This window comes from Microcystis sp. M061S2 (genome assembly GCF_020245605.1).
Taxonomy (GTDB): domain Bacteria; phylum Cyanobacteriota; class Cyanobacteriia; order Cyanobacteriales; family Microcystaceae; genus Microcystis.
This window is the reverse complement of record NZ_JADBUP010000044.1, coordinates 1-21,258: the sequence shown is the minus strand read 5'-3', so window position 1 is coordinate 21,258 and position 21,258 is coordinate 1. Positions and strand designations below refer to the sequence as shown.

18 protein-coding genes and 2 pseudogenes are annotated in these 21,258 nt (G+C 43.6%); 11 read left to right on the top strand and 9 right to left on the bottom strand.

Going from position 1 to position 21,258, the window contains the following annotated elements; genetic code table 11:
- A pseudogene (locus IM475_RS08585) lies at positions 1–248 on the bottom strand (flagellar assembly protein H); the annotation flags it as partial.
- 645 nt (positions 249–893) lie between these two features.
- Here IM475_RS08585 and hoxE point away from each other — a divergent pair.
- From hoxE to IM475_RS08545, 8 genes are all read left to right on the top strand, one after another.
- Entirely contained in the window at positions 894–1,403 is a 510-nt protein-coding gene (gene hoxE, locus IM475_RS08580) for a bidirectional hydrogenase complex protein HoxE (RefSeq protein ID WP_004158282.1), read from the top strand.
- A 28-nt stretch (positions 1,404–1,431) separates the two neighbouring features.
- On the top strand, positions 1,432–3,039 hold the full coding sequence (nuoF, locus tag IM475_RS08575; protein WP_287727290.1) for an NADH-quinone oxidoreductase subunit NuoF: 1,608 nt from the start codon (positions 1,432–1,434) through the stop codon (positions 3,037–3,039).
- A 122-nt stretch (positions 3,040–3,161) separates the two neighbouring features.
- Positions 3,162–3,647: a Tic20 family protein gene (locus IM475_RS08570; RefSeq protein ID WP_002786850.1), complete on the top strand. Its 486-nt coding sequence runs from the start codon at positions 3,162–3,164 to the stop codon at positions 3,645–3,647.
- A 73-nt stretch (positions 3,648–3,720) separates the two neighbouring features.
- Entirely contained in the window at positions 3,721–5,094 is a 1,374-nt protein-coding gene (locus IM475_RS08565) for a gluconeogenesis factor YvcK family protein (protein ID WP_287727289.1), read from the top strand.
- A gap of 173 nt (positions 5,095–5,267) precedes the next feature.
- Entirely contained in the window at positions 5,268–5,576 is a 309-nt protein-coding gene (gene psb34 / locus IM475_RS08560) for a photosystem II assembly protein Psb34 (RefSeq protein ID WP_002783665.1), read from the top strand.
- Between the two features lie 252 nt (positions 5,577–5,828).
- Positions 5,829–6,038: a DUF3134 family protein gene (locus IM475_RS08555; protein ID WP_008198246.1), complete on the top strand. Its 210-nt coding sequence runs from the start codon at positions 5,829–5,831 to the stop codon at positions 6,036–6,038.
- Positions 6,039–6,099: 61 nt separating this feature from the next.
- Entirely contained in the window at positions 6,100–7,221 is a 1,122-nt protein-coding gene (locus IM475_RS08550) for an N-acetyltransferase DgcN family protein (RefSeq protein ID WP_287727288.1), read from the top strand.
- A gap of 4 nt (positions 7,222–7,225) precedes the next feature.
- Positions 7,226–8,311: an alanine/ornithine racemase family PLP-dependent enzyme gene (locus tag IM475_RS08545; RefSeq protein ID WP_287660588.1), complete on the top strand. Its 1,086-nt coding sequence runs from the start codon at positions 7,226–7,228 to the stop codon at positions 8,309–8,311.
- 194 nt (positions 8,312–8,505) lie between these two features.
- Here the strand turns inward: IM475_RS08545 and IM475_RS08540 are convergent, their stop codons facing one another.
- From IM475_RS08540 to IM475_RS08530, 3 genes are all read right to left on the bottom strand, one after another.
- Positions 8,506–9,243: an ABC transporter ATP-binding protein gene (locus IM475_RS08540; protein WP_287727287.1), complete on the bottom strand. Its 738-nt coding sequence runs from the start codon at positions 9,241–9,243 to the stop codon at positions 8,506–8,508.
- Between the two features lie 144 nt (positions 9,244–9,387).
- Positions 9,388–9,612 (bottom strand): ferredoxin family protein, encoded by a 225-nt coding sequence (locus IM475_RS08535; RefSeq protein ID WP_016516721.1) that lies wholly within the window; start codon positions 9,610–9,612, stop codon positions 9,388–9,390.
- Positions 9,613–9,707: 95 nt separating this feature from the next.
- On the bottom strand, positions 9,708–11,393 hold the full coding sequence (locus tag IM475_RS08530) for a glycosyltransferase (RefSeq protein ID WP_287727286.1): 1,686 nt from the start codon (positions 11,391–11,393) through the stop codon (positions 9,708–9,710).
- Between the two features lie 197 nt (positions 11,394–11,590).
- On the opposite strand from IM475_RS08530, the gene tyrS reads away from it, so the two are divergent.
- Positions 11,591–12,808, top strand: a complete 1,218-nt coding sequence (gene tyrS / locus IM475_RS08525) for a tyrosine--tRNA ligase (protein WP_287660585.1) — start codon at positions 11,591–11,593, stop codon at positions 12,806–12,808.
- 16 nt (positions 12,809–12,824) lie between these two features.
- On the opposite strand, the gene IM475_RS08520 is transcribed toward tyrS, so the two are convergent.
- Positions 12,825–13,061: a ferredoxin-thioredoxin reductase variable chain gene (locus IM475_RS08520; protein WP_287660584.1), complete on the bottom strand. Its 237-nt coding sequence runs from the start codon at positions 13,059–13,061 to the stop codon at positions 12,825–12,827.
- Between the two features lie 228 nt (positions 13,062–13,289).
- On the opposite strand from IM475_RS08520, the gene carB reads away from it, so the two are divergent.
- Together carB and IM475_RS08510 are read left to right on the top strand one after the other, a co-directional pair.
- The gene (gene carB / locus IM475_RS08515; protein ID WP_287727285.1) at positions 13,290–16,535 is read left to right on the top strand and encodes a carbamoyl-phosphate synthase large subunit; all 3,246 of its coding nucleotides are present in this window, start codon (positions 13,290–13,292) and stop codon (positions 16,533–16,535) included.
- 126 nt (positions 16,536–16,661) lie between these two features.
- Positions 16,662–18,065 carry a TldD/PmbA family protein gene (locus tag IM475_RS08510; RefSeq protein ID WP_287727284.1) on the top strand — a complete coding sequence of 468 codons (1,404 nt, stop codon included), beginning with the start codon at positions 16,662–16,664 and terminating at the stop codon, positions 18,063–18,065.
- A gap of 210 nt (positions 18,066–18,275) precedes the next feature.
- On the opposite strand, the gene tatA is transcribed toward IM475_RS08510, so the two are convergent.
- From tatA to IM475_RS08490, 4 genes and pseudogenes are all read right to left on the bottom strand, one after another.
- The gene (gene tatA, locus IM475_RS08505; protein ID WP_002733416.1) at positions 18,276–18,452 is read right to left on the bottom strand and encodes a twin-arginine translocase TatA/TatE family subunit; all 177 of its coding nucleotides are present in this window, start codon (positions 18,450–18,452) and stop codon (positions 18,276–18,278) included.
- A gap of 126 nt (positions 18,453–18,578) precedes the next feature.
- The gene (lpdA, locus tag IM475_RS08500) at positions 18,579–20,009 is read right to left on the bottom strand and encodes a dihydrolipoyl dehydrogenase (RefSeq protein ID WP_287727283.1); all 1,431 of its coding nucleotides are present in this window, start codon (positions 20,007–20,009) and stop codon (positions 18,579–18,581) included.
- 417 nt (positions 20,010–20,426) lie between these two features.
- Positions 20,427–21,092: a DUF3782 domain-containing protein gene (locus IM475_RS08495; protein ID WP_287727282.1), complete on the bottom strand. Its 666-nt coding sequence runs from the start codon at positions 21,090–21,092 to the stop codon at positions 20,427–20,429.
- Between the two features lie 42 nt (positions 21,093–21,134).
- Positions 21,135–21,258 (bottom strand): annotated as a pseudogene (locus tag IM475_RS08490) (IS982 family transposase); the annotation flags it as partial.

Genomic DNA, 21,258 nt, shown 5'->3' with positions numbered 1-21,258 from the left:
GAACTTTGCTGCGCCTCCAGATGAATCAGAAAAAAAGATTCTTTTCCGCGAAACTTAACTTGTGCGACTAAATCGCTTTCATGCCTTTCTCCTTCCGTGACATCGGTAAATACTTCTTTGTCTAAAAAAGTAATCGAGTCCTTATCTAAATAATCGATCAATTGAGGAAAAAACAACTCAATAAATTCGACAAAAAAGGTCGAGATTAACTCCTTAAATAAGGGATCACGGTTAATATTATTAGTCATGTAATATCATCTTAACGAACCTGAGCGATGAATGACTACTCTTCTCTATTATATTCTGAAAAGTCTGTTTTGGCAGCAGATTGTTATGACCTCACCCCCTAAACTACGAGCAGAGGGGGATGCTTTCAGAAAACGGGTTTCTTGAAGAAAACCGTTTTCTAGGTGACTTAAAGCAATAAGTATCATCTTCTTATCTTATCGAGTGCGATTGCCTTTCTTATCGTTGGCATTAAAGTAGAGTAATGCAGCATTGCCTTAATATCTTAGCCCAGATTCTTGAACAACAGGTTAAATTCATCTTCAACAGGTTAGGGAAGTGGCTTAAAAAAAATTAGCTTGCTCAGGGTTGACAAACTTTCCTTGAACCACTTGATCAATGAAGTAGTCGTGCAGAATTAATGGCTATTTTTGAGAGAGGCACTCTGGCAAGGGGCGGCTTTTTACCCCATCCCCCATCTCCTAAATCCCCGACCGGTTACTGATAACAGAAAAATCCCCTATTCCCCAATAACTAAAGGAAAGATAAAGTTATCGATCGCCCTCCGGAGCCAGTGTCAGAATAAAAGCAGGGAGATGACCAAGGAAAACCGACAACTCTCCATCTTTTTCCCGTCATCGCCCCTAAAATTTATTTGGTTCAGATTTATGCAAACTGCCAATCCTCGTCAAACGGAGAAAAAAGAGCATCCCAGTGGCGATAAACGCTTCAAAGTCCTCGACATTACCATGAAGCGGGCAGGATATAATCAATCAGCCCTGATTGAAGTCCTGCACAAGGCCCAAGAAGCTTTCGGATTCCTAGAAGAAGATGTTCTCCTCTACGTTGCCCGGGCGCTAAAACTGCCCCTCAGTCGCGTCTATGGGGTAGCAACCTTCTATCATCTCTTTTCCCTGAAACCGGCGGGAAAACACACCTGTATCGTCTGTATGGGGACCGCTTGTTATGTCAAAGGCAGCGGCAAAATCCTCGAAGACATCGAAAACAGCTTTGATGTCAAAGTGGGAGAAACCACCGCCGATGGAGAAATTTCCCTAGTGTCGGCCCGTTGTATCGGGGCCTGTGGGATTGCACCGGCCGTGGTCTTCGATGGAGTCGTGGCCCCGAAACAAGATTCGGAAACTGTCTTAGCGAAACTACAGAGTTTCTCCCAGTAATTTTTCACTTTAGTGGATTGAGAAGAATATGGACTTACAAGAATTATTGGCAGTGGCCGAGAAAGAAAAAACTAGACAAAAAAGCATCCGGGTGCATTGTTGCACTTCCACCGGTTGCCAAGCTGCTAACTCCCTCCAAATCGAAAAAAACCTCGCCACTGCCGTGAAAGAGGCACACCTAGAGGATACAGTCGAAGTGGTGGGGGTCGGTTGTATGGGTTTTTGTGGTCGCGGTCCGTTGGTGGAAGTGGATCCCCAGGATCTCTTATACGAAGAAGTCACCCCGGAAAGTGCGGCCAGCATTATTGCAGCCTTAAACGGCGGCAAAACCGAGGTGCAATTAGGGGACTCAAAACATCCCTTTTTCTCCCATCAAGTCAAAATTGTCCGGGAAAATAGCGGTAAAATCGATCCCGATCGCATTGAGGAATATATCGCCGTCGGGGGTTATCAATCTCTCTACAAGGCCCTCTACGAGATGACTCCGGCCCAGGTGGTGGAGGAAATCACCCAAAGCGGTTTGCGCGGCCGGGGAGGTGCCGGTTATCCCACCGGTTTAAAATGGGCGACGGTGGCTAAACAACCGGGTAAACAGAAATACGTTATCTGTAATGCTGATGAAGGCGACCCCGGGGCGTTTATGGACCGCAGTGTTTTGGAAAGTGACCCCCATTTAGTCCTGGAAGGAATGGCGATCGCTGCCTATGCTGTGGGGGCGGATCATGGTTATATCTATGTTAGAGCCGAATATCCTCTGGCGATCGATCGTCTGCAAAAAGCGATTAATCAGGCCAAAAAATTTGGTTTAATGGGTTCCCAAGTCTTCGAGTCCACTTTCGATTTTAAGGTGGATATCCGCATCGGGGCGGGAGCTTTTGTCTGTGGAGAGGAAACCGCTCTCATCCATTCCATCGAAGGCGGCCGCGGCACTCCCCGCACCCGTCCCCCCTATCCGGCCCAATCGGGCCTCGATGGTTGTCCCACCCTGATTAATAACGTGGAGTCCTACGCTAATATCGCCGCTATTATCCGCGAGGGAGCCGCTTGGTACGCCAATATCGGTACTGCCAGCAGTAAAGGCACAAAAATCTTCGCTTTAACGGGAAAAATCCGCAATAATGGGCTGATTGAAGTGCCGATGGGCATTACTCTCCGGGAAATTGTCGAGGAGATGGGGGGTGGTATTCCCGATGGTCAAGTGAAAGCGGTACAAACCGGCGGACCCTCTGGGGGTTGTATTCCCGCTAATTTACTCGATACTCCCGTGGATTACGAATCCTTAGCCAAACTCGGTTCGATGATGGGATCCGGGGGGATGGTGGTCATGGATGATACCACCAGTATGGTGGAAGTGGCGAAATTCTATATGGAATTCTGTCGCGAGGAGTCCTGTGGTAAATGTATCCCCTGTCGCACGGGAACAGTACAAATGTTTGAATTATTGGCCAAAATTATCGCTCGAAAGGCCGATATTCACGACCTCGAAAACCTAGAACATCTCTGTCAGATGGTCAAAGAAACCAGTCTTTGTGGTCTTGGTCAAAGCGCTCCCAATCCGATTTTAAGTACCCTAAAGTATTTTAAGGAGGAATATCTGGCTCTGTTACAGGAAACCAAGCACCCCGTCTCTGTTTGAGAAAAAATCGATCGAGGCCTAACAATCTTCGGCCTCGATCAATTTTTTCGGTTACGCGAAGTCTGGTGGGCTGCCGGGTTATCTTGAAGAGAGTTAGCAGTAGTCTCAGGAGACAATAGATTATGACTTGGCGCGGCTCAACCGATACAAAAGATCGCATTTTTGCAGCTTTAGTATATCTTTTACCCTTATATTCGGCTTTTGCCTTCGGTATCTTTATCTTTCAGCAAATCCCTTTTTTAGGAGCGGCCTTAGCAATAGTTTTAACTCCCTTAGCTTTTCTCTATAGTTCTCTGGGAAGCTTTGGCAGTTTAATTATCTTTTTCGTTCTCTTTTTTGCCGTGGTACGCAATCCCCGCATCAGTCATTTTATCCGGTTTAACACCATGCAGGCGATTTTAATCGATATTTTGGTGTATTTATTGGGATTGGCCTTAGGTTTCGTCGCTAGGGGTTTAGGGGCGAATTTAGTGGTAGAAACTCTTTTTAACGTCGTCTTTTTGGGAGCATTTGCCGCCTGTGTTTACAGCATTATACAGTCGGTTATCGGCAAATACGCCGATATTCCCACAATTTCCGAGGCGGCCTATTCTCAAGTGGGAGGTTAAGTCAGCTTGAGTTTGTCCCCTTTTTCGGCTACAGTCTCTCCAGAATCAATGCGTTCGCTGCCAGGCCACATCTATGAGTCCATTTAAACAGACCCTACGGGAACTCAACGCTCAGAAGGGGAAAATAGCCGCTTCTGTGGGCAGAAAAACGCCTAAACGAGTTAATCGTTGGTTTAAATGGCTTTCTCCCGGTCTTTTTGTCAAACGCTGGCTTTTAATCAGTTTAACCGGCGTTTTTCTCACCTCCTTCGGTTTAGCTATTTGGGTAAAATTAACCCCGGTTAATCGCTTTTTAGAGTTTGTTTCCCAAGCATTAGAAATGATCGCACGCTTGGTTCCCAATTCTGTTTCCGGGCCGCTGGCGGTTTTGTTGGGTGTCTTTTTGTTATTCTGGGGTCAGAGTCGCACCGTCGAAACGATTACAGAAGCACTACAACCAGACGCATCGGAGGAATTAGTTGATCTCCTACGCACCCATCGTCGTCTCCATCGCGGCCCGAAAATTGTGGCCATCGGTGGCGGTACGGGTTTATCGACGCTTTTACGCGGTTTAAAACAGTATAGTTCTAATATCACCGCTATTGTCACCGTAGCTGATGATGGCGGTTCTTCGGGCCGATTACGCCGGGAAATGGGCATTTTACCCCCGGGGGATATTCGCAATTGTATCGCCGCTTTAGCCGATGAGGAAAAGTTATTAACGGAATTGTTTCAATATCGCTTTCATGCCGGAGATGGTTTATCGGGCCACAGTTTTGGTAATTTATTTATCAGCGCTATGACCGAGATTACCGGCGATCTGGAACAGGCGATCGATGCTAGTGCCAAAGTTTTGGCCATTCGCGGTAAAGTTCTACCTGCTACCCTTACCGATGTTAGTCTCTGGGCTAAGTTAGCCGATGGGCGCATTATTGAGGGAGAATCGAAGATAACCGAAGCTATGGGGCAAATTCGTCAGATTGGCTGTCATCCTGCCGATCCCGTCGCTTTACCGGCTGCTTTAGCGGCGATCAGGGATGCAGATTATATTATCATCGGGCCGGGTAGTCTTTATACCAGTATTATCCCTAATTTGTTGGTTCCCGCAATTCGTCAGGCCCTAGCACAGGTGACAGTCCCCCGTGTCTATGTTTGTAATATTATGACCCAGCCGGGGGAAACGGATAATTATTCGGTGGCTGATCATATTCGGGCGATCGAAAAAGTCTGCGAGGAACGCATCTTTGATGCGGTTTTGGCCCAAAGAACTGCACCATCGCCCCAATCTCTGCAATTATACGCCCAAGAGCATAGTCATCCTGTGTTTTTAGATCGCGAGGAGGTGGGAAAAATGGGTTATCGGATTGTTTTAGCGAATGTAATGGCAGAAGATGAAGTTACTGCCAAAGTTAGTCACGATCCCCAACGTTTAGCGCGAGTTTTATGGCGCTGGTATGCTAAAAAGTGAATAGCGAGATGACTAAATGTTTTTATCTAGCTTTGTCAAGTTATAAAATCATATTTTTGGCTTTAATTTGCCGACATTAGCCAAATTTGCTGATTAAAGCCCTAGGAAAAAATTAGCCGAAAAACCATTTCGCCTTATTCTGTGTTATACTCAGATTTTGAAGAGAGATGATCATGCACTACTCTACTAAATCTAATCAAGAGACAGGTGCGACAGTCTATTCCCCAAGCGATGGAAGTGAATTAATTCCTGCTGAGGTTAAACTAGATATAAACGGGCAAAACTATCAATCACTTAATATACCTCTCCCAGAGGGCTATACAGTAGATGATGAAGGAATCATCAATAACTATGGTAGCGAACCCAAGATTTATCTATCAAAATACCCATCTTTAGAACAGCAAAAATGGTATATTTTGCAAGGATTAGGGGCGGTTTTATTGGTTGCTTTGGTGTTATTAATCACCTTTTCCGTTAGCTAGATAAAAACCGTAGGATTGACATTTAAGTTGAGCGAGACAGGAAAACTTTAATTTACACCATAGAGTCTGCATCCCAAGTATCGGGAGCATATATTGGAACCGACTCTATCTATCTGTCCAAATAGTAAATCTGACAGCTGAACTTTTTTACTTTGCTAAACTTGACAATTTTTTTCAGTTTTTTGTGGGTTGCTTCGTGATCAACAATAGAACAACCAATAGAGATAACTTCTCAAAGGAAATTCAACAGGTATGAAATTTAATCCTTCTCTTAGTCAAGAACCTCGCTATCAGGCAATTCCTGTTATGCAGATAACTTCCAAAGAAACCCTTCTCCATTGGTTAGAACGGACAGGAAGATTAAAATTACGTCAATCTGATGCTCATCCCGATTTGCAAATTTTAGAAGAACTAGACGATATTATCGATCCAGATAATTATGCTATAGAAGAAGAAGAATAAATAGTCTGACTGGGAGTTAGGAGTGAAATTTTAATTATCTAATATTCAGGAGATTAAGAAAGTGGTATCAACGAAAAAAACGGCTTTAATTTACTGTGAAAATCAATTTGGACGTGTGGATGGAAAAACGGCAGCTGGCTTGATCAGACAATCAGAAATATATACAATTGTTGGTGTGCTGGATAGTTCCTTAACAGGAAAAGATGCGGGAGAAGCATTAGGAGACAAAAAAAATCATATTCCCATTTTTGCCAATTTACAAACAGCCTTAGAAAAACTTAGAGATGTTCCCAATTGTTATATCTACGGCAAAGCACCCTTAGAAGCGTTTATTCCCCCCCTAGAAAGGCTGCTAATTTTAGAAGCAATGGCAGCAGGAATGGATATTATTAATGGTTTGCATCAATTCTTCTCCGAAGATTTAGAATTTAGGGAGCAAGCTAGTCAGTATGGTGTGCAAATTACAGACATTCGTAAACCACCACAATTAGCTGATCTTCATGTATTTACTGGGCAAATTTCCCAAGTAAATATACCCGTTATTGCCTTTTTAGGAACCGATTGTGCTTGCGGAAAAATGACCACTGCGGTAGCAGTTAATCAAACTCTCCAAGGCTTGGGTATTAAGTCTGTCTTAGTCGCTACTGGACAAACTAGCTTGATGCAGGGAGCAAGATATGGGGTTTCGATCGATGCTTTGGTTTCTCAATTTGTCATCGGTGAAATTGAAAATGCTGTGGTTCAAGCTTTTGAGCAAGAAAAACCCGATATTATTTTAGTGGAAGGACAAAGTTCTCTGAGTCATCCTGCTTTTATGAGTTCCGTGGGAATTTTGAAAGGAAGTAGGCCCGATGGGATTATTTTACAACATCCCCCAGCCCGAAAATTTCGCTGTGATTTTCCTCATTTAGCCATGCCAAAATTACAGGAAGAAATTTCACTAATTGAGGCAATTTCTCCCACTAAAGTTATCGCTATTGCGATTAATCACGAAAATCTCACCGCAGCAGCCACTGAGCGTATTATTGCCAAATATGAGCGAGATTTTCAGTTACCGACTACTGATGTTTTGTTACACGGATGTGAGAAATTAGTCCAAGCTTTATGCGATCGCTTTCCGAAATTAAACCGGAAAATCAAAGGGGAAATTTTAGCTGCAGTTCCGGCAATTGGGAGCAAATAGGCTGATGAAAGACCTTTTACCCAGAATCGAGATTTCTCTCCCGAAAATACGCCATAATGCTCGTTTACTCTGCCAATTATACGGCAGCAAGGGACTTTCTGTGATGGGAGTTTCCAAAGCGATTTTGGGTGATCCCTCGATCGCCTTGGCGATGATTCAAGGTGGAGTCAACTTTATCGCTGACTCTCGAATCGAAAATATTCTCAAAATGAAACAAGCAGGAATAGTGACAACTTTTGTTCTGTTGCGTACTGCCTTGAGTCAAGCAGAATCAGTGGTTAACATTGCAGATATCAGCTTAAATACCGAATTAGCAACAATTCAGGAACTTTCCTATTATGCTCAAGAAAAACAAAAAATACACCGCATTATTATCATGACGGAGTTAGGGGATTTACGCGAAGGTGTACTGCCGAAAGATCTGGTCAAGTTCATCAAAAAGACCCTCGCTTTTCCCTTTATCAAAATTATTGGACTGGGTTGTAATTTGGCTTGTTATGGAGGTATTAAACCTGATAGCCATAATATGAGCAAATTATCTGTGTTAACAGATACAATTGAGCAGGAATTTTTAATAAAATTACCGATTATTTCAGGAGGCAATTCTGCTAACTATCAATGGTATCAAAAAAGTAGCGAAGTTGGTCGGATTAATAATCTGCGTTTAGGAGAATCAATTTTATTAGGTTGTGAAACAGTTAATCGACAAGTGATACCAGGCTTATATACCGATGCTTTTCGGTTAATTGCTGAAGTAATCGAATCCAAAGATAAACCATCTCTACCCTCTGGAGAAATTGGTCGAGATGCTTTTGGTAATGTTCCCAGCTTTATCGATCAAGGCATTCACCGTCGAGTTATTATTGCATTAGGAAGACAGGATATTCTTATCTCTGGATTACAAACAAGTCAGGATATAAAAATATTAGGTTCTAGTAGCGATCATCTAGTTCTTGATAGTCATAACAAGAAGTTAAAAGTAGGAAGCGAAGTCAGTTTTAATCTTGATTACGGAGGACTTTTAACAGCCATGACTTCTCCTTTTATTACTAAAAGTTATGCTCTCAATGCAGTAGCACAACTGTCTTGATCGATTAATAAATATCCACAGATATATTTAGGGTTTGCTGAAAAACTTTTTCAGCAAACCCTATGTACCTCCTGTTTTTGGGGGTTATTGTCACTAGAATAGGCAACAAAAGCTTCCCGCAAGAAGCTTGTAACTGATGCAGATGGATAAATTCTGGGAAGAAATCAAAATCCCCCTCAATCCTTAACAAATTCCTAATCATCTCGTTTGTCCCTATGATAAGCCGCCCCGAGGTATAATTCCCCTACTTTCGGGTTATTGAGTAAATCTTGACCCGATCCCTGAAAACGATCTTGACCACTTTCTAAAACATAACCTCGATCGGACATCATTAGGGCTTTTTTGGCATTCTGTTCCACTAAAATAATTGCAGTTCCCGTCTGATTAATCGCTTTTATCTGTTCAAAAACGCTGGTTACTAAGATAGGAGATAAAGCTGCCGAAGGTTCATCGAGAATTAATAAATCCGGTTCCAACATCAGCGCTCGTCCCATGGCTAACATCTGTCTTTCTCCTCCGGATAAAGTGCCAGCTTTCTGACGACGGCGCTCGAGCAAACGGGGAAACATGGCATAAATGCGCTCTTTTAAAGATTTTATATTTCCTTTGCTCGTAAAAGCTCCCATTTCCAGATTTTCCTCTATGCTCAGGGATGGAAAAACATTAGCAATTTGGGGAACATAACCCATTCCGAGGGTAACGATTTGATTAGATTTCCAACCGGCGATATTTTGTCCCTTAAAAGTGATAGTTCCAGCACTGGGTTTTAATAAACCAAAAATCGTCTTAGCAAGGGTAGATTTTCCCGCACCATTGGGACCGATAACCGTGACTAATTCCCCCGGTGCAATGCGAAAGTTAACCCCTTGCAATATGTATAAATCCTGCACATAACCGGCATAAACTTGTTCAACTTCTAAAAGATCATCCATGGTAAGGTAAAAAGGAGATAGGAGAGAGTAATATGAATTATGAATTATGAATTATGAATTGGGAAGTGGGGAAGTGGGGAGCATTTTCAGTGAACAGTAAGCAGTAAACTGAAAACTCACAACTGATAACTGATAACTGATAAATTAGGGAGTTTTTTGTAAATCGGGACGTTCTTCTGGCAGAATTGCACCTTCGACGGGACATACTTGAAGACAGATACCACAGTCGATACAAGTGGCAAAATCAATCCAATACCAATCGGTTCCTTTAACATTTTTACCAGGTCCCGGATGGATACAAGCAACAGGACAAGCGGAAACGCAATCGGCAACCCCTTCACAAATTCCAGTGACGATCGAATGTGGCACAGTGTTTTCTCCTCTAATTCTTAACATTACTTTACCACTTTTAGGCACTGCCGTGCCAGGATCGGATCATTGTTAGGAAACTTTCTCTTAATTCCCTAAAATATTGGGAGTTTTTTCTTGATCTTAGCAAGAAGTAAAATAGAAGTTTTCGCTAGGGTTTTTACTATTCCCTTACGAGAGGATAAATAGTTAATTTCTTCCCGTAATTCCTGATTATTTTTCTGGAGATAGTTATGATTATTATCTAATTCTTTTAGGGATATTACCATCTCTTGCATAGTACGATAATCTTGCTGTTGTTTGAGATACATTATCTGTTGTGCTTCCTGTAATTTTCTTAACTCTAACCAGACTTGATCCTGACTTGATTCCTTACTTTCACTGAGCGCATACTGGAAAAAATTAGTGATTTCTTCCGCTATTGTTTGATTAACTTCAACAAGCTCGATAATACCAATTTTTTCGGGGGTAATTTTCGGGTATAACTTTCTTAAATCTTGGGCAATATTAGAGGAAAAAGCGATGATTCTAGAAGCGGATAAAATTGCATAGTGTTTTTCTAAATCTACTGGTAAATTGCCGTTTTCTTCTGGGAATTCAGAAGCAAGCAAAAGTAGAGAAGGAGTGGTTAAGGGACTGGTATAAAAAGTGGAAATAAATAAATTTGCCTGTAGGCGATCGCAAATAGCTTGAATTTTTCTGGCATCCTTTCCCGTACAATTATAATCGTAGGATTCCGCGGGCCAATATTTAAATTCTTCCCATCGTGGTGCGCTGTTATTTCTATCTAAAATAACAATGTATTGACTAAATTCTAATTGACTCCAATGCTCTAGAATTGAATACCAAACCCTGGCTAATTTTCCTTGATCGATTTGAAAAATTACGCCATCAATAACAATAATTGGGGGTTTCTTCTGGGAGATAGCTTGAATTGTTTGCAATTTTTCTCGCTCATCTTCCTGTAAAATTATTCCTAAATCTTCCATCTTAACTAGATTGGGTTTAATTTCTATATCCTTAATTTCTGGGTGAGGAATTTCATAGATTTTACACACCTGATAATGTTCTTGTAATGCTTGACCATTACTGCCATGTTCTAAACCTTGAAGATTTAAATAATATAAACCTAAAATCTCAGGAATTAAAGCCATTTTTTCGCCTTGAATGCCGATTCTTAACCAAAATTCGTAATCACCAGCACAGCGAAAATTTTCCTGAAAATAACCATATTTATCGTGCAGCATTTTTCGCCACATTGGTTGAGAACCCACACAACAACCTTGACACATCTGTTGATAGGAGTAATTTGGCCAATTCCAATGTTTTAAAGCTTGGGTGGTGGCAAAAGTATCATTTTTGAGGGTGGTAATTAATTGATCGGCATAAACTAAACTAATCTCTCTATTGTTATCTAGATAATTAGCCATAATTTCCAGAGCATTGAAACAGCGACGATCATCAGTGTTCCCATTGGTGATATAGGAACCCCTAGCTAGTTTAATAGCACGATTCCAAGCTTGATAAAGGGTTTCTCGTTCTTGAGTTCTCTGGTAAATAATATTAGGATAATTTTCTTGAAACTCTTGGATAATCTCCCCTTCATTCTCCGGAGAAGCACTATCGATAATAATAATTTCTACTTCTCCCTTTTCATAAAGAGTTTGAGTAACTAAATCCTCTAGACAACCCCGGATAAACTCCGCTGATTTATAGGTAGAAACAATTACAGAAACTTTGATCCTCTGCACTGGTATAGAGTTATTATAACTAGGATTCATTGGCTTATCTTGTCGCAATTCAAGACAGGGAAATTTTTTGATAATTCTGGAAAAGAAGATTTTAAGACTCTATATTCGATCAAGAGAATTGTCAAGATGTTATCGACTCTTATTGAAGATACCAGTTTATTTACCTTTGGCTTGTGACTTGACATAATAAAAAACTATAATAGGAAGGCTGTGGAAAATGAGCAACAATGACCGTATCTTCCTCCCTAGACTGGCTAACCCGTGGCACCAGTGATTTATTCCCCCATCAACCCGACTCCCAAGATCCTAGGGAAAATTTAACCCAACTACTGCAAACTACCGATCGCCCTTTAAGAATTAAACTAGGTATTGACCCCACCGGCAGCGATATTCACCTAGGTCATAGTATCCCTTTTCGGAAACTGCGTGCTTTCCAGGATGCCGGTCATGTAGCAGTGGTGATTATTGGCGATTTTACCGCTAGAATCGGCGATCCGACGGGAAAATCGGAAGTTAGAAAACAATTAACCATCGAAGAAGTGAGAGCCAATGCCGAGAATTATCTGGCACAATTGCGCCCAATTTTAGATTTTAACACCCCTAATCGCCTAGAAATTCGCTATAACTCGGAATGGTTGGGGAAATTAGACCTCTCGCAAATTCTCGAACTCCTCTCCACCATGACCGTCGGGCAAATGTTGGCAAAAGAAGGCTTTTCCGAACGCTACGACAAGGAAAACCCGATTTTTCTCCATGAATTTCTCTATCCCTTAATGCAGGGTTATGATTCCGTCGCTATCGAGGCCGATGTCGAATTGGGAGGAACCGATCAAAAATTTAATATTGCCGTTGGTCGTGATTTACAGAAATATTTCGGCAAAAAACCGCAATTCGGGCTACTTTTACCGATTTTAATCGGAACCGATGGCAGTCAAAAAATGTCCAAATCCCTGAATAACTATGTGGGATTGCGGGAATCGGCCCTGTCCATGTACTCGAAACTGGAAAAAACCCCCGACGCTTTGTTAAAAGATTATTACGAACTATTGACAAATTTGCCCTTAGATGCTATGCCGAGCAATCCGCGAGAGGCACAAAAACAACTGGCGATCGAGGTAGTTGCCCAGTTTCACGGAGAAGAGGAGGCATTAAAGGCACAAAAAACGGCGCAAGAGATAGTTCTACAGGGAAATACGGCAGCTGCGGCTTCTGTACCCGAATTTTCCCTCGCGGCGGTCACTTTTCCCCTGAAATTATTCTATCTTCTCTCGGCCACCGGCTTGTGTAAAAGTAGCGGCGAAGGGAGAAGACAGATTCAGGGGGGTGCGGTGAGGATCGATAGCGAGAAAATCACCGATGTGGACAAAAGTTTTGAGACAGCCGAAGCTTTAACGGGAAAAGTCCTACAGGTGGGCAAAAATAAATTTATTCGCTTCGTAGCTTAAATAAGCGAAAAAGTCCCTATTCTCCGGCTTTTTCGACGATTTCTACTTCAAAATCTCGAAAATGGGCTTTAAACTTTTTACTGAACTCGACGAGGACGGGTAGGTTGGCGCTAACCGGTCTACCACGCCATTCGCTGACAATAGCTTTTACCTCTCCTTCTAACCCTTTCACGTCAAAAGGCTCTGATTTGTGTTCAGGATGGTGATAAACTACCACGGAATCAATTATACGAACTCGATCGCCAACTTTCATAAACTCTCTAGCGAAGACAAACGCCTATTGTATCTTTGAAAACAATCTTATCATTGTACGCGATATCAGTGATCAGTAAACAGTGATCAGCTTCTGAAGGCAAGAGGCAACAGGCAAGAGGCAAAAGACACAAGCAAACAAGGTCATTAAACCTAAATAAAGCTTTGCGGGATCGAGGGTGACAACATATACAATGATTGGGGTTTATAGTCAAGCAACCCTAAGCCTATGCCACGCCGTGATGACTTACAGAAAATCCTAATCTTGGGCGCTGGCCCGATTGTCATCGGACAAGCCTGTGAATTCGACTATTCGGGAACTCAAGCCTGTAAAGCCCTACGAGAAGAAGGTTATGAGGTAATTTTAGTCAATTCTAACCCCGCCTCGATCATGACCGATCCAGAAATGGCCGATCGCACCTACATTGAACCAATTCTGCCGGAAATTGTCGAGAAAATTATCGCCAAAGAACGTCCTGATGCGATTCTACCGACTATGGGCGGTCAAACTGCCCTCAATACCGCCGTAGCTTTGGCCAAAAGCGGCGTTTTAGAAAAATATAACGTGGAACTGATCGGGGCAAAACTTCCCGCTATTGAAAAAGCCGAAGATAGGGAACTATTCAAAAAAGCAATGGAGAAAATCGGTGTTCCCGTCTGTCCTTCGGGGATTGCCAACAATTTAGAAGAAGCAAAAGCGATCGCCCATCAGATCGGTTCCTATCCTCTCATTATCCGGCCGGCCTTCACTTTAGGGGGAACGGGGGGCGGTATTGCCTATAACCAAGAAGAATTTGAACCGATGGCCCAGTATGGTCTAGATTGTTCGCCTACATCGCAAATTCTCGTCGAAAAATCCCTAATTGGCTGGAAAGAATACGAATTAGAGGTTATGCGCGATCTAGCCGATAACGTGGTGATCATCTGTTCGATCGAAAACTTTGACCCGATGGGGGTCCATACCGGCGACTCGATTACGGTTGCGCCCGCCCAAACCCTAACCGATAAAGAATACCAACGCCTCCGGGACTATTCTAAGGCAATTATTCGGGAAATTGGCGTAGAAACCGGCGGATCAAACATCCAATTCTCCGTTAATCCCACTAACGGCGACGTAATCGTGATCGAGATGAATCCCCGGGTATCCCGTTCTTCGGCCCTAGCATCGAAAGCCACGGGATTCCCGATCGCTAAATTTGCCGCTAAACTAGCCGTAGGCTACACTTTAGACGAAATTCCCAACGATATCACCAAAAAAACCCCAGCTTCCTTTGAACCGACTATCGATTACGTCGTCACCAAAATTCCTCGCTTTGCCTTCGAGAAATTCCCCGGCTCCCAACCGATTCTAACCACCCAGATGAAATCCGTCGGGGAAGCCATGGCTATCGGTCGAACTTTCCAAGAATCCTTTCAAAAAGCACTTCGCTCCCTAGAAACGGGACGTTTTGGCTTTGGTTGCGATAAAGTCGAAACTCTCCCCCCTCTCTCGGAAGTCCGGGCTAGTTTGCGAACACCCAACCCCGAACGAGTTTATAGTATCTATCATGCTTTTAAATTGGGCATGAATGGGTCGGAAATCCACGAACTAACCGGGATTGATCCCTGGTTCCTCGATAAATTGGCCGATTTGATGGAAACCGAGAAGTTTCTCAAACGAACTCCCCTGAAAAGTCTCGGCAAAGAGGACTTATTTGCTATTAAACAACAGGGTTTTAGCGATCGCCAAATCGCCTTCGCCACCAACAGCAGCGAGGACGAAGTCAGAAGTTATCGCAAGGGTTTAGGTATTGTTCCCGTTTATAAAATGGTGGACACCTGCGCGGCGGAATTTGAGGCCCTAACACCCTACTATTATTCCACCTATGAACGGGTAGAATCGGAAGTTTTACCCTCCGATAAACGCAAAGTGATGATCCTTGGTGGTGGTCCCAATCGCATCGGTCAGGGGATAGAATTTGACTACTGTTGTTGTCATGCCGCTTTTTCCCTCAGTAACGCCGGTTTTGAGACGATTATGGTCAACTCTAACCCGGAAACTGTCTCCACCGATTACGATACCAGCGATCGCCTTTACTTTGAACCCCTGACCAAAGAGGATGTCTTAAATATCATCGAAGCGGAACAACCAGAGGGTTTAATTATTCAATTCGGTGGGCAAACTCCCTTAAAACTGGCGGTTCCCCTGCAAAAATATTTAGAATCGCCTAATTGTCCCGTAAATACCAAAATTTGGGGAACTTCACCCGATTCGATCGATGCCGCCGAAGATCGGGAACGTTTTGAACAAATCCTCCGACAATTAGATATCCGACAACCCCCCAACGGTATTGCCCGCAATTTCCAAGAATCCCAAGCAGTGGCTCAACGCATCGGTTATCCTGTAGTAGTACGTCCGTCCTATGTTTTAGGCGGTCGGGCGATGGAAATCGTCTATTCCGATAGCGAATTGGAACGCTATATGAAGTATGCGGTACAGATAGAACCAGATCACCCGATTTTAATCGATAAATTCCTCGAAAATGCCATCGAAGTGGATGTGGATGCCCTGTCAGATGCCACGGGAACAGTAGTTATCGGGGGATTAATGGAACATATCGAACAAGCGGGCGTACATTCGGGCGATTCTGCCTGTTCTATCCCCCATACGTCCCTGAGCGCCCCGGTTTTAACCACAATTCGACAATGGACGGTGGAACTAGCGAAAGCTTTAAAAGTAATCGGTTTGATGAATATCCAGTATGCGGTACAGGGGGAGACAGTTTATATCTTAGAAGCGAATCCCCGCGCTAGTCGTACCGTTCCCTACGTTTCCAAAGCAACGGGAGTTCCTTTAGCAAAAGTTGCCTCCCTCGTCATGTCGGGCCGAACCCTGACGGAATTGGGTATCACCAGCGAAGCAATTCCCCGTCATATTGCCGTAAAAGAAGCGGTTTTACCCTTCCAGAAGTTCCCTGGTGCCGATACTCTCCTGGGACCAGAAATGCGTTCTACAGGCGAGGTAATGGGGATTGACAGCGATTTTGGCAAAGCTTTCGCTAAAGCAGAAATGGCCGCCGGCGTGATTTTAGCCACCAGTGGGACGGTTTTTGTCTCGATGAACGATCGCGATAAAACCCCCATGGTCCCCGTGGTTAAGGATCTGCAATCCCTCGGTTTTCGCGTTGTCGCCACTTCGGGAACTCGTGAAGTTTTGTTAGAAAACGGTTGCGAAAATATCGATTTAGTGCTAAAGATTCACGAAGGTCGTCCCCACGTTATCGATTGGATCAAAAATGACTGGATTCAGTTTATTGTCAATACTCCCAGTGGTGAAGAATCCCAAAATGATGGCCGACAAATTCGCCGCACTGCCCTCGATTATAAGTTACCCATTATCACCACTATCGCCGGGGCAAAAGCGACAGTAGCGGCCTTAAAATCCCTGCAATCCCAACCTTTAGAGGTGAAAGCTTTACAGGATTATCTCGCCTAATTTTCAGTTATCAGTTATCAGTTATCAGTTATCAGTTATCAGTTCACTCTTTACTGATTACTGCTTACTGTTCACAGCAAAAAAGCTCCCCACTTCCTAATTCATAATTCATAATTCCTAATTCCCATGACCGATACTCTAAACGATTATAAAAACCTAATTACTGAACTGATTAACCGTTATAAAAACCGCGTCGATTTCCTGACAATTCGTCTAGAAGAAGCGCGGGGGACAAATATTCTACTACGTTCCGAACGAGTGGAAACCCTCAGCGAAGGTATTGCTATCGGTGGTCAGGTACGCGCCTGTTATAAAGGAGGTTGGGGATTTGCCAGCTTTAATCAATTATCCAGTTTACAGGAACGATTAGAAGATGCGATCGCTGCTGCCCGTTTAATTGGGGAAGAAGAAACCCTGATTGCTCCGGTAGAACCTGTAATTATTAGTTGTGAATTGCCTTTAACGGGAACGGATCCCCGTTTAGTGCCATTAGCCGATAAAAAAGCCCTCTGCGATCGCTATAATAACTTACTGCGTCAACACCATGCCAGTATTGCCACCACTTCCGTCCGTTATAGCGATAGTAGTCAACATATTCTTTTAGGCACTTCTGACGGGACTTTAATCGAACAAAAATGGTCGGACTTAGAAATGCGTTTTTCGGCCACCGCTAGGGATGGGGACAGCGTACAAACGGGCCGGGAAACCACGGGATCCCGAAAAGCTTTCGAGGATCTGGTCAATTTAGAAGAACAGGTGCAAGGGTCGGCTAAACGGGCCGTACAAGCCCTAGTTTTGCCCCCTGTCAAGGGCGATACCTACACCGTCGTCATCGATCCCATTTTAACCGGTCTGTTCGTCCATGAGGCTTTTGGCCACCTTTCCGAGGCAGATATGTTGTACGAAAATCCCGACCTTTTGGAAGTGATGAGTATGGGCAAACGTTTCGGACCAGATAACCTGCAAATCTTTGACGGGGCCTATCCGGAAGGTCATCGGGGCAGTTATTTTTATGACGATGAGGGAACCCCCGCGACGACGACTCAGTTAATTAAAGATGGGGTTTTGGTGGGAAGACTGCATTCGCGGGAAACGGCGGGCAAATTAGGCGAAAAACCGACCGGTAACGCCCGTTGTCTCAATTATCATTATCCGCCCATTGTCCGCATGACCAACACTTGGATTGAACGGGGAACCACTGCCGTTAAAGAGTTATTTTCGGGGATAAAAACGGGAGTTTATGCCCAAAATTGGCAGGGAGGCATGACTAACGGCGAAATGTTCACTTTTAGCGCCGGGGAAGCTTGGATGATTCGCGATGGAGAAATTGCTGAACCCGTTAAAGATGTGACTCTCTCCGGTAATGTCTTTAAAACCCTAGCCAATATTGAGGCAATTGGAGATGATTTCTACTGGGATGAGTCAGGAGGCTGCGGAAAAGGGGGTCAAAGTGGTTTACCGGTCGGCTGCGGCGGCCCCAGTCTCCGTATCCGCGATGTGGTGGTGGGGGGAGAAGCAGATATTCAGTAATCAGTGATCAGTAAACAGTAATCAGTGCCAAGAAAGTGGGAAACTACTATAGCGGTAAGCGCTTGAGTGAGATACAGACCAAGCCTTGCCTAGCATGGTTTATAGCTCGTGACACTGTACTTCATACGACTGCACACCGCTATATTTAATACTAATAACTGATAACTGATAACTGATAACTGCTGTAGCGGAGTTTCATAAGGGCGAAATCTATCTCATCTTCTCGTCACTGTCTTCAATTTCTTGCTCATCTTGATTGATTTCTTCTTTAAATCCCCGTAAAGTTTTCCCCAAAGCTGCCCCAAATTCGGGTATTTTTTTCGGTCCAAATATCAGGAGAACAACTACAGCAATAATTACTATTTCTGGCCAACCTAATCCAAACATAATCTTGAAAGTAAAAAGTAAAAAAAGAGAAAGGAGTCAGAATTCAGGAGTCGGAAACTTAACGGTGATAACTGATAACTGATAACTGATAACTGATCACTGATCACTGATAACTGATCACTGACTCTATGCTGCCACTTCAGCGCGTTTGTAAGCTTCGTCGAGGACTTCTGAGAGAGTCGGATGGGTGTGGATGCGGAAAGCGAGTTCATGGACGGATTTACGTTCAGCGATCGCATTGGCCGCTTCTTGAATTAAATCCGATGCGTGGATACCGATAATATGAACACCGAGCAATTCCCCCGTATCCTGACGATAAACGACTTTAGCGATTCCTTCCGTTTCTCCTTCCGCTAAAGCTTTGGAATTTCCCTTAAAATAGGTCTTGACAGCAGCCACCTTATACCCTTCTTGCTGTGCCAAAGCTTCTGCTTGCGGTTCCGTTAAACCCACATAACTAATTTCGGGGTGGGTAAAAGCGGCGGCGGGAATACTGCGATAATCGATGGTTTTTGGGCGATTACAGATATTTTCAATGGCTATTACCCCTTGACCCGAAGCAGCGTGAGCTAACATCATTTTACCCGTAGCATCGCCCACAGCCCAGAGATGGGGAACCGGTTCACCGTCCTGAATTACCTGCATTTTGTCATTAACCGCAATAAAACCGCGTTTATCCAGTTCTACCCCGACAAATTCCAGTCCGAGATTCTTGGTCGCGGGGATTCTCCCTGTAGCGACTAAACAAGCATCTACTTCTAAAATTTCGATCGCTTCTTTACTTTTTGCGTCCACCAGTTCAATGGCCACGGGATTCCCCGGTTTAATACTTTTTGCCAAAACTCCCACATAAGTCTCGATGTCTCTAGGTTTAATCAGAACTCTTTCCGCGATTTTCGAGATTTCTGGGTCAAATCCAGGCATGAGACTATCTAAAGCTTCGATCATCGTCACTTCACAACCCAAAGCGGTGTATATATCCGAAAATTCCAGACCGATATAACCACTGCCGATAATTGCGATCCACTTGGGTAAAGTTTCTAATCTAACGGCCTCATCGCTAGTAAAAACCGTTTTATGATCGATTTCGATCCCCGGTGGGACAAAGGGAACCGACCCCGGACAGAGCATAATATCCTTAGCGGTGTAGATTTTTTCGCCACTATCCCCGATGACGCTAACTTTTTGCGGACCGGCGATTTTTCCCCAACCGTGGATAGTATCAACCTTGAGACGTTTAAGACTATTAGTGAGATCGCCTCTAATTTTACTAACAAGGTTGTTAGCATGATCGGCAATTGTTGGACGGTCAAAATTCACGCCACCGATGGCAATACCTAAACTTTTCAGATGGTCACTATCGGCCAATTCTCGCACTCGTCCCGAGGCTGCCAGCAAAGCTTTAGAAGGAATACAACCGCGATTGACACAGGTTCCTCCCATATCTTTGGCTTCGATAATAGCTGTTTTTAGCCCACATTTGACTGCGTGTAGGGCTGCCCCGTGGCCACCAACTCCAGCACCGATAATAATTAAATCGTAGTCGAATTCACTCATAGTCTCTCTGACTCTCAAAGTTAGCATTATCCCATTTTACGATCCACTGCGATCAAGCTGTGCTATCCCGGGCAAAAACTGGAGCCAGTTTTTAGCCATCAGGCTCTTGTGCATTGAAACTGGCTATTGGCAATTTTAGGACAAGACGTTACTAAACCTCTGGTAAAAATCAAAAATTGTTGTTAGGGTTAGCAGTCAGTCGTCAGTAGTCAGGAGAATTTTAAATGCTCTATTCACAGATTTTAGGTGATTTAGTCCTTATTTTTGCCGTTTTTAAATCCTCAAAAATTAATTAGGGTTTGCTGAATCAAAATATGAATACTAATCCTGCATCCTATCCATAAGTTAGTCTAGTCCTAGATTGGAAAAATTAGACCTCCCGCCAATACTTTGCCAGATGAAGGAACCATCTTTCTCCTACCATAATTTAGGCTCGAAACCAGAATCATTAATAATTTCTACCGTTTCTCCCGAAGGTTTAATCACAAATAAACCTTGTTTATAGGCATAACGATCTACTCCTTCATCTATTTCTATTCCTGCCACTGCACCATAAGCTTGATAGTTTTTATAATGGGGAAATGCTTGTTTAAATCGACTTAATTTTTCTAAAAATTCATTGACATCATCTTTCGATAAACGAGACTTACATTCTACTAAAACTACCTCGGTTTCATCGACGGCTAAAATATCAATCTCCATGGCTATTCCTTGCCGTTTTACCCTGGCACGACTGTAGGTTTCTTTGACATCGATACCTTTGCCACGAAATAGGCCAATAACAGCAGGTTCGACTAATTCCTCGACAAATCTTCCCCAGCGAGTGGTTAAACTATCCACAGCACGACTGGTATTGGCCACTGTTTTCTCTAGCTCGGCCAAACGGCGATCGGCTTCAGCAGCCCGGCGATCGGCTTCGGCGGCCCAGCGATCGGCTTCGGTCTTAGCTTCGGCGGCTCGGCGATCGGCTTCGGCCTTGGCTTCGGCAGCCCGGCGATCGTATTCTTGGCGTGATTGTTCAAACTTTTCGTTAGTTTTCTCAAAAAGTTTATAGATATCTTCGATGGTAATCGGTTGAGACATGGTTATTTGTTTTAATCTTTCTTATTTTAACCCCAGTTCGGGTTAAGCAGCGGGGGGTAAAGCCCATTCCATCTTCAAGGAGGGTTTTTTCGGCTGGTGACAGTAAGCAATCAAACCACAGAGAAGATTAACGCAAAAATTAACAGGGCTGCGGTGGCGGGAATGT